At 71.0% G+C, this 13133-nt stretch carries 13 protein-coding genes; 7 read left to right on the top strand and 6 right to left on the bottom strand.

Annotated elements, in window-relative coordinates; translation table 11 throughout:
• The first annotated feature begins 49 nt into the window (after positions 1-49).
• Positions 50-1681 (top strand): L-glutamate gamma-semialdehyde dehydrogenase, encoded by a 1632-nt coding sequence (pruA, locus tag ACWDVB_RS24090; protein WP_451516691.1) that lies wholly within the window; start codon positions 50-52, stop codon positions 1679-1681.
• A 90-nt stretch (positions 1682-1771) separates the two neighbouring features.
• Here the strand turns inward: pruA and bla are convergent, their stop codons facing one another.
• From bla to ACWDVB_RS24075, 3 genes are all read right to left on the bottom strand, one after another.
• Positions 1772-2665 carry a class A beta-lactamase gene (gene bla, locus ACWDVB_RS24085; protein WP_451516692.1) on the bottom strand — a complete coding sequence of 298 codons (894 nt, stop codon included), beginning with the start codon at positions 2663-2665 and terminating at the stop codon, positions 1772-1774.
• Positions 2662-3549, bottom strand: coding sequence for an alpha/beta fold hydrolase (locus ACWDVB_RS24080; protein ID WP_451516693.1), 888 nt, complete (start codon positions 3547-3549; stop codon positions 2662-2664). The genes bla and ACWDVB_RS24080 overlap by 4 nt, the downstream gene beginning before the upstream one ends.
• 107 nt (positions 3550-3656) lie before the next feature.
• A complete protein-coding gene (locus ACWDVB_RS24075) occupies positions 3657-4022 on the bottom strand; it encodes a MerR family transcriptional regulator (RefSeq protein WP_451516694.1) in 366 nt (121 codons plus the stop codon).
• A gap of 55 nt (positions 4023-4077) precedes the next feature.
• On the opposite strand from ACWDVB_RS24075, the gene ACWDVB_RS24070 reads away from it, so the two are divergent.
• Positions 4078-5196 carry an alkene reductase gene (locus ACWDVB_RS24070; protein ID WP_451516695.1) on the top strand — a complete coding sequence of 373 codons (1119 nt, stop codon included), beginning with the start codon at positions 4078-4080 and terminating at the stop codon, positions 5194-5196.
• Here the strand turns inward: ACWDVB_RS24070 and ACWDVB_RS24065 are convergent.
• A complete protein-coding gene (locus tag ACWDVB_RS24065; protein ID WP_451516696.1) occupies positions 5175-5882 on the bottom strand; it encodes a nitroreductase family protein in 708 nt (235 codons plus the stop codon). The two genes, ACWDVB_RS24070 and ACWDVB_RS24065, sit on opposite strands and share 22 nt — an antisense overlap.
• 95 nt (positions 5883-5977) lie before the next feature.
• Between ACWDVB_RS24065 and ACWDVB_RS24060 the strand changes: the two genes are divergently transcribed.
• Positions 5978-6511: a GNAT family N-acetyltransferase gene (locus ACWDVB_RS24060; protein ID WP_451516697.1), complete on the top strand. Its 534-nt coding sequence runs from the start codon at positions 5978-5980 to the stop codon at positions 6509-6511.
• On the opposite strand, the gene ACWDVB_RS24055 is transcribed toward ACWDVB_RS24060, so the two are convergent.
• Complete coding sequence (locus ACWDVB_RS24055; protein ID WP_451516698.1) at positions 6508-7500, bottom strand: NADP-dependent oxidoreductase; 993 nt, start codon at positions 7498-7500, stop codon at positions 6508-6510. The two genes, ACWDVB_RS24060 and ACWDVB_RS24055, sit on opposite strands and share 4 nt — an antisense overlap.
• A gap of 98 nt (positions 7501-7598) precedes the next feature.
• Here ACWDVB_RS24055 and ACWDVB_RS24050 point away from each other — a divergent pair, with 98 nt between their 5' ends.
• Both ACWDVB_RS24050 and ACWDVB_RS24045 read left to right on the top strand, forming a co-directional pair.
• Positions 7599-8510, top strand: coding sequence for a LysR family transcriptional regulator (locus ACWDVB_RS24050; RefSeq protein ID WP_451611994.1), 912 nt, complete (start codon positions 7599-7601; stop codon positions 8508-8510).
• A gap of 238 nt (positions 8511-8748) precedes the next feature.
• Entirely contained in the window at positions 8749-8889 is a 141-nt protein-coding gene (locus ACWDVB_RS24045) for a hypothetical protein (protein WP_451516700.1), read from the top strand.
• On the opposite strand, the gene ACWDVB_RS24040 is transcribed toward ACWDVB_RS24045, so the two are convergent.
• Positions 8883-10472, bottom strand: a complete 1590-nt coding sequence (locus ACWDVB_RS24040; RefSeq protein WP_451516711.1) for a purple acid phosphatase family protein — start codon at positions 10470-10472, stop codon at positions 8883-8885. The genes ACWDVB_RS24045 and ACWDVB_RS24040 overlap by 7 nt on opposite strands.
• 155 nt (positions 10473-10627) lie before the next feature.
• Here ACWDVB_RS24040 and ACWDVB_RS24035 point away from each other — a divergent pair, with 155 nt between their 5' ends.
• Both ACWDVB_RS24035 and ACWDVB_RS24030 read left to right on the top strand, forming a co-directional pair.
• Positions 10628-11677 carry a 3-isopropylmalate dehydrogenase gene (locus ACWDVB_RS24035; protein ID WP_451516701.1) on the top strand — a complete coding sequence of 350 codons (1050 nt, stop codon included), beginning with the start codon at positions 10628-10630 and terminating at the stop codon, positions 11675-11677.
• A gap of 272 nt (positions 11678-11949) precedes the next feature.
• Positions 11950-13041, top strand: a complete 1092-nt coding sequence (locus ACWDVB_RS24030) for a branched-chain amino acid aminotransferase (RefSeq protein ID WP_451516712.1) — start codon at positions 11950-11952, stop codon at positions 13039-13041.
• Positions 13042-13133 lie beyond the last annotated feature (92 nt).

Genomic DNA, 13133 nt, shown 5'->3' with positions numbered 1-13133 from the left:
GGGCTGAGCTCCCCACCCCCTCGACCCTCTTAAAGGAGATACGGATCTCATGGACGCTGTGACCCAGGTCCCCGCCCCGGTCAACGAGCCGGTGCACGGCTACGCCCCCGGCTCGCCGGAGCGTGCCCGCCTCGAGACCAAGCTCAAGGAGCTGGCCGAGAACCCGATCGAGCTGCCGATGACCATCGGCGGCGTCAAGCGCCTCGGTGGCGGCGAGCCCTTCCAGGTCGTGCAGCCGCACAACCACAAGGCCGTCATCGGCACCGGCCGCGGCGCCACCCAGCAGGACGCCAAGGACGCGATCGACGCCGCCCTGGCCGCCGCCCCGGCGTGGCGCGCGATGTCCTTCGACGACCGCGCCGCGATCATCCTGCGCGCCGCCGAGCTGCTCTCCACGACGTGGCGCGAGACGCTGGCCGCCTCCACGATGCTCGGCCAGTCGAAGACCGCCCAGCAGGCCGAGATCGACACCCCGTGCGAGCTCGTCGACTTCTGGCGCTTCAACGTGAAGTACGCCCGTGACCTGCTCGCCGAGCAGCCCCCGGCGAACGCCACCGGTGTCTGGAACCGCCTGGACCACCGCCCGCTGGAGGGCTTCGTCTACGCGATCACGCCGTTCAACTTCACGGCCATCGCGGGCAACCTCCCGACCGCCCCGGCCCTGATGGGCAACGTGGTCGTGTGGAAGCCGTCCCCGACGCAGACGCACGCCGCGGTGCTGCTCATGCAGCTCCTCGAAGAGGCCGGTCTGCCCAAGGGCGTCATCAACCTCGTCACCGGTGACGGCATCGCGGTCTCCGAGGCCGCCCTGCACCACCGCGACCTGGCCGGCATCCACTTCACCGGCTCGACCCCGACCTTCCAGCACCTGTGGAAGACGGTCGGCGAGAACATCGCGAAGTACCGCACCTACCCGCGTCTGGTCGGCGAGACCGGCGGCAAGGACTTCGTCGTCGCGCACCCGAGCGCCGACCGCGCGATCCTCAAGACCGCGCTGACCCGTGGCTCCTTCGAGTTCCAGGGCCAGAAGTGCTCCGCCAGCTCGCGCGCGTACATCCCGGCCTCCATCTGGAACTCCGGCTTCAAGGAGGAGTTCGCGGCCGAGGTCGACGGCATCAAGATGGGTGACGTCACCGATCTGTCGAACTTCATCGGCGCCGTCATCGACGAGCGCGCGTTCGCCAAGAACAAGGCGGCCATCGACCGCGCCAAGGCGGACGACTCCTGCACGATCGTCGCGGGCGGCACCTACGACGACTCGGTCGGCTACTTCGTGCGCCCGACCGTCGTCGAGTGCGCGGACCCGGCCAACGAGGTCTTCACGACCGAGTACTTCGGCCCGTTCCTCGCCGTCCACGTCTACGAGGACGACAAGTACGACGAGATGCTGACCCAGATGGAGTCGGTCTCCGACTACGCGCTCACCGGCTCGGTCATCGCGAACGACCGCGCCGCGGCCGCGTACACGATGGAGAAGCTCCGCTACGCCGCGGGCAACTTCTACATCAACGACAAGTCGACCGGCGCCGTCGTCGGCCAGCAGCCCTTCGGCGGCGGCCGCGCCTCCGGCACCAACGACAAGGCCGGTGCCCCGCAGAACCTCCAGCGGTGGACGCTGACGCGCGCCATCAAGGAGACGCTGGTTCCGCCGACCGAGTACGGCTACCCGCACATGGGCTGACGCCCACCCCGAACCCCGCCTCCGGCCTGGGCCCCACCCCGGTCGGAGGCGGTGTCATGTCCGGGGTCGTGTCCGGGGCCGTGTCCGGGGTCAGGCGAGGGCGTCGACGGCGACGCGGGTCATGTCGGCGGCGATGCGGTCCTCGCCGGGGGTGTCGGGGTCCAGGCGCGTCGTGTAGACGGAGATGATCAGCGGCGCGCCGCCGCCCTTCGGGGGCCAGGCCACGGCGATGTCGTTGACCCCGCCGTACGCGGGGGTGCCGGTCTTGTCGCCGACCCGCCAGCCCGCGGGGAGCCCGGCCCGGATCCGCCTGTCGCCGGTGGTGTTCTCCAGGAGCCAGCGGATGAGCTGGTCGCGGTCGAGCGGGGCGAGGGCGTCGCCGAGGACCAGCTTGCGCAGGTTCGCGGTCATGGACGCGGGGGTCGTCGTGTCGCGCGGGTCGCCGGGGATGTTGGTGTTGAGCTCGGGCTCCCACCGGTCGAGGCGGGTGCGGGAGTCGCCGAGGGAGCGGGCGAACTCGGTGATGGAGTGCGGCCCGCCGAGCCTGCGCATCATCAGGTTGGCCGCGGCGTTGTCGCTGTACGTGATGGTCGCGTCGCACAACTCCCGTATGGTCATGCCGGTTTCCAGATGCATCTCGGTCCTCGGCGAGGCGCTGACGATGTCGTCGCGCCCGTACCGGACGAGTACGTCGAGCAGTCCCGGCTCCTCCTCGCGGGCCCGGCGCAGGATCGCCGCGGCGGCCAGCACCTTGAACGTGGAGGCGATCGCGAAGCGCTCGTCCGCGCGGTAGCCGATGGTGGCGCCCGTGCCGGTGTTCAGGGCGTGCAGGCCGATGCGGCCCGGGTAGCCCTTTTCGAGCTCGCGCAGCTGCCGCCGGGCGTCGGACGAGGGCGTCGCGTGCGCGGTGCCGGGCACCGAGAGAAGCACGGGGGCGACGGCCGCGGCGCCAAGCAGGGTCCTGCGGGAGGGAGTTGAGTTCATGATCCCGACCGTACCCGGGCGGGGAGGCGCCGGGCCAGGAACTCCTCGATCAGCCCGGCGATCTGCGCGGCGTGCGTCTCCAGGGCGAAGTGCCCCGTGGGCAGCAGGTGCACTTCGGCCTCCGGGAGATCGCGCAGGAAGGCGAGGGCGCCGCCCGGCACGAAGATCTCGTCGTGGGCGCCCCAGGCCGCGAGCAGCGGGACCTGGGAGGTGCGGAAGTACTCCTGGAACGCCGGGTACAGCTCGATGTTGCTGCCGTAGTCGCCGATGAGGGAGAGCTGGATCTCGTCCTGGCCCTCGCGGGCCATCAGGGCGGCGTCATGGTGCCAGGCGTCGGGGTTCAGCAGACTCCGGTCCGGCACGCCGTGCGTGTACTGCCACGTGATGCCCTCCAGGGAGCGGATCTCCCGGACGGGCGCGGCGGTCTTCTCGTCGGGGTCCGCGATGTAGGCGAGGACCGGCGCCCAGGCGTCGGCGCCGAGGCCCTCCTCGTACGCGTTGCCGTTCTGCGTGATGATCGCCGTGACGCGCTCGGGGTGGTCGAGCGCGAGGCGCAGGCCGATTGGGGCGCCGTAGTCCTGGACGTACAGCGCGAAGCGCGTCAGGCCGATGTGCTCGGTGAACTCCGCGGTGACCGCGGCGAGTTCGGCGAAGGTGTACGGGAACTCATGGGCGCCCGGCGCCGCCGAGCGGCCGAAGCCGATGTGGTCGGGGGCGATGACGCGGTAGCGGTGCGCGAGCAGGGGGATGAGGTCCCGGAACATGTGCGAGCTGGTCGGGAAGCCGTGCAGCAGGAGGAGAACAGGGGCGTCGGCGGGGCCCGCCTCGCGGTAGAAGACCTCGTGGCCGCGGACAGTGGCGGAGCGGTAGTGGACGCTGCTCATGTCTAACCCCTCAAGCATGTTTTGGTGGTTGGCGTAGGGCGAGTAGAGCACGCGTACGGCTAACCAGTCAATGCCCAATCAGTGGTTAGGGACTTGGAGTGAGTGGATCAGCGGGTCGCGCCGGACGCCGCCGTGATCACCTCGTCCAGGACCTCCCGGGCCCGCAGCAGGTCCTCCACCTGGCGGTCGATCCTGGCGCGCTCCTCGGTCAGCTCGTCGACCAGCCACGGCGTCGCCTTCTCGGAGGGCCCGCCGTCCCCGTCCCGCATGCACGGCAGCAGTTGGACGATCTTCGTGCTGGACAGGCCCGCCGCGAACAGCTCCTGGATGTGGACGACCCGGTCGACCGCGCGCTCCGGATAGTCGCGGTGACCGCCCGGGGTGCGGTCCGCGTAGAGCAGGCCCTGCGTCTCGTAGTAGCGCAGGGAGCGCTCGCTCACGGCGGTGCGCTTCGCCAGCTCGCCGATTCTCATCCCGTGGACCTCCGCACTTGAAACTCACACCGGTGTCAACTTCTACCGTTCCGGCATGACGAACACCACGATTCTCGCGCCCTATTCCGCAGGCCCCCTCGGCCCCCTCCCCAACCGCATGGTCATGGCCCCCATGACCCGGCTGCGGGCGACGGCCGACGGCACTCCGCTGCCGGTGGTCGCCGACTACTACGCCCAGCGCGCGAGCGCCGGACTGATCGTCACCGAAGGCATCTGGCCCAGCAGCCGCGGCCAGAGCGGCTGGCGCTACCCGGGCATCGAGACCGCCGCGCACATCGAGGGCTGGCGGCGCGTCACCGACGCCGTGCACGCCGCGGGCGGCCGGATCTACGCCCAGCTGATGCACGGCGGACGCCACGGTCACCCCCTGTCCCGCGTCGACGGCGACGTGCCCGCCGCGCCGTCCGCCGTGCTCGTGGACCCGAGCCGCGTGCACGTGCCCGGCGGCAAGGCGGACGCGCTCACGCCCCGCGAGATGTCCCTGGAGGACATACGTACGGCCGTCCAGGACTTCGTGGACGCCGCCCGCAACGCCATCGAGGCGGGTTTCGACGGCGTCGAACTGCACGGCGCCAACAGCTACTTGATCCACCAGTTCCTCGCGGACAACAGCAACCTCCGTGACGACGCCTACGGCAGGGGCTCGGTCGCCGACCGCATCCGCTTCGCCGTCGAGGTCGTACGCGCCGTCGCCGACGCCATCGGCGCCGAACGCCTCGGACTGCGCCTGTCGCCCGGCAACCCGCAGTTCGGCATGGCTGAGGCAGACCCGGGCCCCGTCTACCGCGCGCTGCTCGACGAGATCGACGGGCTCGGCCTCGCCTACCTCCACCTCACCGACAACGACCGCTACCCGGCCCTCACCGACCTGCGCCCCCACTGGCACGGCACGCTCGTCGCCAACGTCGGTGAGAACGGCGACCCGACGACGCGGGAGGCGGGCGAGGCCGTCCTCGCCTCCGGTGTCGCCGACCTCGTCTCGTACGGGCGGGGGTTCCTCTCCAACCCCGACCTGCCGGAGCGGTTCGCGGCGGGCGCGCCCCTCCAGGAGATCGACGAGGCGCACCTCTACGGAGAGGGCGCCGAGGGCTACACCGACTACCCCTCCCTGGGTGGGCGGCCGGTGTCCGCTCAGACCTCCACGAGGACCTGATCGAGCGACTTGCGTACGAGGTCGGGGACCTGGCAGTCCGGTGCCGGATAGCCCACGGGGATCACCGCGAACGCCTTCTCGTTCTCGGGGCGGCCGAGCACCTGCGACAGGAACCGCATCGGGCTCGGTGTGTGGATCAGCGCGGCGAGACCGGACAGGTGCAGGGCGGACAGCAGCATGCCCACCGCGATGCCGACCGACTCGTCGACGTAGTAGTGCTTGTGCTTGGCGCCGTCCTCGCCCAGCCAGTACCGCTGCTGGAAGACGACGATCAGCGCGGGCGCGTCCGTCAGATGCGGCTTCACCTCGTCCGTGCCGAGCGGGCGCAGGGCCGCGAGCCACTCCTCGCCGAGCCGCCCGTCGTACGAGACGCGCTCCTCGTGCTCGGCGGCCTCGCGGATGCGGCGGCGGATCTCCGGGTCCTGGACGAGGACGAACGTCCACGGCTGCTGGTGCGCGCCGGACGGCGCCGTCGCCGCGCACGCGATGGCGTCCCGCACCACCTGCGCGGGCACCGGGTCCGGCGCGAACTGCCGCACCGTGCGCCGCTCATGCATCCGCTCCCGCAACTCGGCCGCACGCGCCAGGGATCGGTCCTCGGGCATGCGCTCGGGCCGGTACGGCACGGAGCGGTAGGGCTCGCCGTGAATAGGGGTCCACTCTCGCTGCTGCTGGGTCTCAGGCATGCCTCTGATTGTGCTGCGGGGAGCGCGCCCGCGCCATGGTGCAGACCAATCGTGATCGGCCCCGCGGAGCACGGTTGGCTGCGTACGGTGGACAGATGACGGAGAGCACCCTGCGGACGAGCCACACCAGCGATCTGACGGCGGCCGATCTCCGCGCCGCCCGCGCCCTGCTCGACGAGGCCTTCGACGGCGACTTCTCCGACCAGGACTGGGACCACGGCCTCGGTGGCGTCCACGCCCTGATCCACGACGGCGCGGGCACCCTGGTCGCGCACGGCTCCGTGGTCCAGCGCCGCATCCTGCACAACGGCCGTTCGTGGCGCGTCGGTTATGTGGAGGCGGTCGCCGTCCGCCCCGACCGGCAGCGGCAGGGCCTCGGCGGGCAGCTGATGACCGCCCTGGAGCGGGTCATCGACGGGGCGTACCCACTGGGGGCGCTCTCGCCGTCCTCCGAGGGCAGGCGCCTCTACCTCGGGCGTGGCTGGCGGGAGTGGAAGGGCGCGGTCGGCACGCTCGGTCCGGAGGGTGTGATCCCTATGCCGGAGGAGGATCCTCCGCTGCTGTGGAGCGCCGAGCTGGACCCCGCGTACGGACTGCTCATCGACTGGCGGGACGGAGAAGTGTTCTAGGCCGCGCGGACGATCATCTTCCCGAGGTTCTCGCCCCGCAGCATCCCCAGGAACGCCTCCACGATCCGGTCGAAGCCCTCCACCACCGTCTCGTCGAGCCCGACCCGCCCGCTCTGCAGATGCGGCACCACGAACTCGTACAACTCCTCCTGCGCGGCCCGGTGGTTGCTCACGAGGAAGCCCTCCATCCGCAGGCTCTTCTCGACGATGTCGGGGAGGTTGCGCAGGGCGTACGGCGCGCCGGTGGCGTTGTACTGGGCGATGGTGCCGATCCGTACGATCCGCCCGTACTCGCGCAGCGAGGAGATCGCCGCCTCCAGGTGCTCGCCGCCGACGTTGTCCATGTAGACGTCGATCCCGTCGGGTACCGCCTTCGCCAGCAGGTCGGCCGTGGGGCCCGCGTGGTAGTCGAAGGCCTCGTCGTAGCCGGCGTGTTCCGTGAGGTACGACGCCTTCGCCGCCGTCCCCGCGCTGCCGACGAGCCGTCCCGCGCCCATGAGCCGGGCCAGCCGCCCCGTCGCCGTGCCGACACCGCCCGCCGCCGCGGAGACGAACAGGTCCTGGCCCGCGCGGAGTTCGGCGACGCGGGTGAGTCCCACGTACGCGGTCAGGCCGGTGCCGCCGAGGATGCCCAGATGCGCGGAGAGGGGCACGCCCTCGAAGCGGGGGACGCGGCGGACCTCGTCGGGGGTGACCACCGCGTGCGTGCGCCAGCCCTGGCGGTGGAGGACGATCTCGCCCTCGGGGAGCGCGGGGTCGCGGGACTCGACGACGCGGCCCAGCGTGCGGCCCTCCAAGGGGGCGTGCAGGGCGAAGTCGCCGTCCATCATCTCGCGGTGGTAGGGGTCGACGGACCAGTAGAGGTTCTCGACGAGGGCGGTGCCCGGCGCGGGCGCCGGCGGCGGGGACTCCACGAACGTGAAGTGGTCGGCCGTCGGGAATCCGTGGGGGCGGGCGGTCTGGTGCACGGTGAGCGCGGTCTCGGTCATGTCCGTGACCGTAGGCAGGAATGCCGGGTGCGGGCAGAGGGTTGCGCTCATGGAACGCCCGGACCCATGAAGGGCCCTCATAGAAGCTGGTGAGACCCTTGACGAGACCCCCGGTGAGCCCCCTGCCGGATTCCGTACGCGCCGCCGACCTCGCCCCCCACGAACTCCGCGTCCTCGTCGCCGTCGACCGCGAGCGCGGCTTCTCCGCGGCGGCGCGGACCCTCGGGCTCACCCAGTCCGCGGTCTCCCACTCGATCCGCGGCACGGAACGCAAGGTCGGCGCGGTCCTCTTCGAACGGGGCCGCAAGGGCGCGACGCCGACCCCCGCCGGCGCCGCCGCGGCCGCCCACGCCCGGCGCGTGCTGCGGCTCCTGGACGCCCTCGTCACCGAGGCCCGCGCCGCCGAGCGCGGCGAGGCCGCAGGACCGCTGCGCATCGCCGCCTTCCGCAGCGCGGCCCTGCATCTGCTCCCGGCCGCCCTCGAACGCCTCGCCGCCCGCCACCCCGGCATCCGCCCGGAGGTCAGGGTGGTGCGCGAGCTGGGCGCGGGCACCGCGGGCGAGGTCGCCGAGGGCCGCGCCGACGTGGGCATCGCGACGCTCGGCGGCACCTCGCCCGTGCCCGCGGGGCTCATCGGCGACGTACTCGTGGAGGAGCCGTACTCCCTCGTGCACCCGGCGGGCCATCGCGACCCGCGCTCCCTGCCGCTGATGGACTGGCACGAGAACTGCGGGTCGTACACGCGGGAGTGGTGGGGCAGACAGGACTGGATCCCGCGGGCGACCGTCCTGGCGGAGGACGACGGAGCGGTGCTCTCGATGGTGGGCAACGGCCACGGCATGGCGATCATGCCCGCGCTCTCCCTGACGGGGGCGCCGGACTCGGTCGGGATCACCGATCTGGGACCGGGCCGCCCGACCCGCTCCGTCGGCTATGTCACCACCCCTGAGCTGGCCTCTTCACTGCCCGTCCGGGCCCTGATCCGCGAGCTGAGAGCGGCACGCGCGTGAAGCCCGTCTCAGATAGTAGGAAGTCCGAGTAATTGTGGAGACAGGCGCTCCGTCCTCCCTTAGCTTTGTAGGAGCCGAACGTCTCGCTCGATCAAGCGAATGGCGGTCGTGGGCCGGAGCCCCGTGCAGGCGAACCCTGCCGCTCCGCCGCTCCCCGCCCCTTCCGGCGGTTGCCCCCCACACGCATGAGGCGGTGGGGAGGTCTCGAAATCACCTTCCCTCAAGGAGTGGATCTCCCATGGCCGAGACGACCGTCCGCCGAGTCCGTCACGCCTCCCGTACGAGCGACTCCGAGCGCCGCTCCGAGCGCAAGAACGCCGCCGCGGCCCTCCAGCGAGCCCTCGACCGCAGGGACAACGGCGGCAAGACCGGTCACTGAGCCCCGCGTGTGACCTCGAAGTGGTCGATGCGCTCACCGTTCCCGGCGAGCGCGGAGACCGACAGCTTCGGGTGCGCGCCCGCCGTCACCTCGACCGCGAGGAACGAGAAGCCGGTGTAGCGCACCTGTGACCACGCGACCGTGTCGGGGTCCGCCCGCCGCGACTTCGTCCAGTGGAAGCTCACGATGTGGTCGCGGTCGTGGACGTGCCCCTCGTAGCTGTCCTCGACCCCGGGGCCGAAGCCGTAGAGGTCCTTGCCCGCGCCGCCCGCGGTGACGTACACGATGCCGTCGCGCGTCGGATCCGTCGACGCGCCGACCGGCACGGGCCTGCCGACCGCGCCGTCCTTGATGGCGTCGGTGCGCTCGTAGACGTGGTTGTGGCCGTTGACGACCAGGTCCACCTGGTGCCGGGTGAACAGCGGCAGCCACGCGTCGCGCACTCCGCCGTCGGAGCCGTGCGTCGAGGTCGAGTACGCGCAGTGGTGGAAGAAGACGACGATGAAGTCGACGCCCTTGTCCGCCCGCAGCTCGCCGAGCCGCTTGTCGAGCCAGGCGGTCTGCTTGCCGTCCGTGTAGCCCTTGTTGGCGGTGATCTCGTACGAGACGTCGTTGGCGTCCAGGGCGACGACGCCGACGTTGCCGTACGTGAAGGAGTAGACGCCGGGCGCCTCGTGCGGGTCGAAGCCGTTCTCCGGGAGGGACCAGCGCGCGGACTGCCCGCCGTAGCCGTTCGGCGAGTACCACGCCTCCATGTCGTGGTTGCCGGTCGTGACCATCCACGGCACCGACTTCGCGACCGACTCCGTCTGCGCGAGGAAGGTGTCCCACACGCGCGCGTCGTACGTGTCCGACTCCTTGCCGTGCCCGGTGGTGTCCGCGTAGCAGATGTCGCCCGCGTGCAGATGGAAGGACGGGTTCTGGCCCAGGATCACCTGGTCGTTGGCGAGCGCGTGATAGCTGACGCCCTGGTCGCCGAAGGCCGTGAAGACGAACTTCTCCGCCCGCGCGGGCGCCGTCCTGAACGAGCCGATCGTCGCCATCCGCTCGGGCGACGCCGGGTCGAAGCCGTCGTGGCCGACGCCGTAGTAGTACGTCGTGCCGGGCTTGAGGCCGTCAAGCGCCGCGTGCAGGTAGTACTGCTCGACGGACGGTAGCTTCTTCGACAGCGAGGGGGTGTGCAGATCGCGCACCTCCGCCTCGATCTTCTGGCCCAGCTCCCAGGGTTTGGAACCCACGCGTACGTAAGGGGCCTTGACCGCGAACGGCACCTGCCAGGAGATCCGCATCTGCGTCTTCGGGTCGGCCCCGAACGCCAGATGCCGCCCGAAGGGAGCGACCAGCCTGCCGTCGACCCGCACCCGCACCCGCGCGGACGAGGCGACCGGCACGGGTGAGCCCCCGCTGTGCGCGCCGCTCGAACCGCCCGCGAGCAGGCCGATGCCGCCCACCGTCCCCGCCGTGGCGAACGAACGGGCGAGCACCGTGCGGCGGGAGAGCTTCGCGCGCAGGTACTCGTGCTGCTCCGGCATGCTCATCCGGGACGCGAGCGGCTCCGGAATGCCGACGTTCGGTGTGTCCATGGCGTTCCTGGCGTTCATGGCCTCCATGGCGGACAACTTCCCAGCGACGGCCGACTTCCACCAGGCATCGGGGTGAAGAGGAGGTGGCCATGCGGTGGCTGTCCGCATGCCGGACATCGGATGTCAGCCCCTGGGACGGAGAGTAGGCTGCCCGCATGTCGGCTAGCTCTCGCATCCTCAATCTCGCAGTGATCCCCGGTGACGGCATCGGCCAGGAAGTCGTGGCCCAGGGGCTCAAGGTCCTGGGCACCGTCCTCCCGCCGGATGTGAAGCTGGAGACCACGGAGTACGACTTCGGCGCCAAGCGGTACCACGCGACCGGTGAGACGCTCACCGACGCCGACGTCGAAGCCCTCAAGCGGCACGACGCGATCCTCCTCGGCGCGATCGGCGACCCCTCGGTCCCCTCCGGCGTCCTGGAGCGCGGCTTCCTGCTGAAGCTCCGCTTCCTCTTCGACCACCACGTCAACCTGCGCCCCTCGAAGCTGCTCCCGGGCGTCGCGACCCCCCTCAAGGGCCAGCCCGAGATCGACTTCATCGTCGTACGCGAGGGCACCGAGGGCCCCTACACGGGCAACGGCGGCTCGATCCGCACCGGAACACCGCACGAGGTCGCCACCGAGGTCTCCGTCAACACCGCCTTCGGCGTGGAGCGCGTGGTCCGTGACGCCTTCGCCCGCGCGCAGGCCCGCCCGCGCAAGAAGCTGACGCTGGTCCACAAGAACAACGTCCTCGCGTACGCGGGTCACCTCTGGACCAACGTCTTCAACCAGGTGGCCAAGGAGTTCCCCGAGGTCACCACCGACTACATCCACGTCGACGCCGCGACGATCTACCTCGTCACCGACCCCGGCCGCTTCGACGTGATCGTCACCGACAACCTCTTCGGCGACATCATCACCGACCTCGCCGCGGCCGTCTCCGGCGGCATCGGCGTCGCGGCCTCCGGCAACATCAACCCGGGCCGCGAGTTCCCGTCCATGTTCGAGCCCGTGCACGGCTCGGCGCCGGACATCGCCGGCCAGGGCAAGGCCGACCCCACGGCCACCGTCCTGTCCGTCGCCCTCCTGCTGCGCCACCTCGGGTACGAGACCGAGGCCGCCCGCATCGAGACCGCCGTCTCCGCCGACCTCGCCGAGCGCGGGGAGAGCGTCCGCACCACCGAGCAGATCGGCGACGCGCTCGCCGTACGAGTAGCGGGCTGACCCGGTAGCTCGAAGATCAGCTCGAAGATCGGACAGAAGCCGCCGGGTCCTCAGGACACCCGGCGGCTTCTCGTATGCGGCCCCGGGGTGCCACCATCGACCTCCGGGCCGCAATCATGCCGTTTCTTCCTCGGGACCCCGCGAGCGATAATCGAATGTGGGGCCGTGAAAGACAGGGAAGCTCGGGCGTCCTAGTACCAGTGGTATCCAGTACCAGTGGTACGGGCGTGAGCGCGGTCCGTCACCATCACACCGTGAAGGACGAAGTACTCATGACGACGACGCCGACCATCGAGCTCAAGCCCTCCTCGTCCCCGCTGGCCAGCGCGGAGCGCGAGGCGATCCTGGCCGACCCCGGCTTCGGCCGCCACTTCACCGACCACATGGTGACGATCAAGTGGACGGAGGGCCGCGGCTGGCACGACGGCCAGCTCGCGCCGTACGGGCCGCTGGCCCTGGACCCGGCGACGAACGTCCTGCACTACGCCCAGGAGATCTTCGAGGGCCTCAAGGCCTACCGCCGGCCCGACGGCACGGTGGCCACGTTCCGCCCCGACGCCAACGCCCGCCGCTTCCAGGCCTCCGCGCGCCGCCTCGCCATGCCGGAGCTGCCGGTCGAGACGTTCATCGAGGCGTGCGACGTGCTGGTCGCGCAGGACAAGGCGTGGGTCCCGGCGCACGGCGGAGAGGAGTCCCTCTACCTGCGCCCGTTCATGATCGCCACCGAGGTCGGCCTGGGTGTGAAGCCCGCCAACGAGTACCTCTTCGTCGTCATCGCCTCGCCCGCCGGCGCGTACTTCCCCGGCGGCGTCAAGCCCGTCTCGATCTGGCTCTCCGAGGACCGTGTGCGCGCCGTCCCCGGCGGCATGGGCGACGCCAAGACCGGCGGCAACTACGCGGCGTCGCTGCTCGCGCAGGCCGAGGCTGCGGCGAAGGGCTGCGACCAGGTCGCCTACCTCGACGCGGTCGAGCACAAGTGGGTCGAGGAGCTCGGCGGCATGAACCTGTACTTCGTGTACGGAAACAAGATCGTCACCCCCACCCTGACCGGCTCCCTGCTCGCGGGCATCACCCGTGACTCGCTGCTCACCGTCGCCCGCGACCTGGGCTACGAGTCCGAGGAGGCCCGCGTCTCCATCGACCAGTGGAAGACCGACTCCGAGAACGGCACCCTCACCGAGGTCTTCGCCTGCGGCACCGCGGCCGTCATCACGCCTGTCGGCACGGTCAAGTGCAACGCGGGCGAGTGGCAGCAGAGCGGGGGCGAGCCGGGCGAGGTCACGATGAAGCTGCGGGACGCGCTTCTGAACATCCAGCGGGGTACGGCGAAGGACCAGCACGGCTGGATGCACGACCTCGGCTGAGGGCTTTTCCCGTTTATCTGCGGGTTGTGTGTGGCTGGTCGCGCAGTTCCCCGCGCCCCTGACGGGGCGGTACGCGAGACCCGGTCAAGGGG

Source organism: Streptomyces sp. NPDC003379 (genome assembly GCF_053589195.1).
This window is presented reverse-complemented; position numbering and strand designations above follow the sequence as displayed.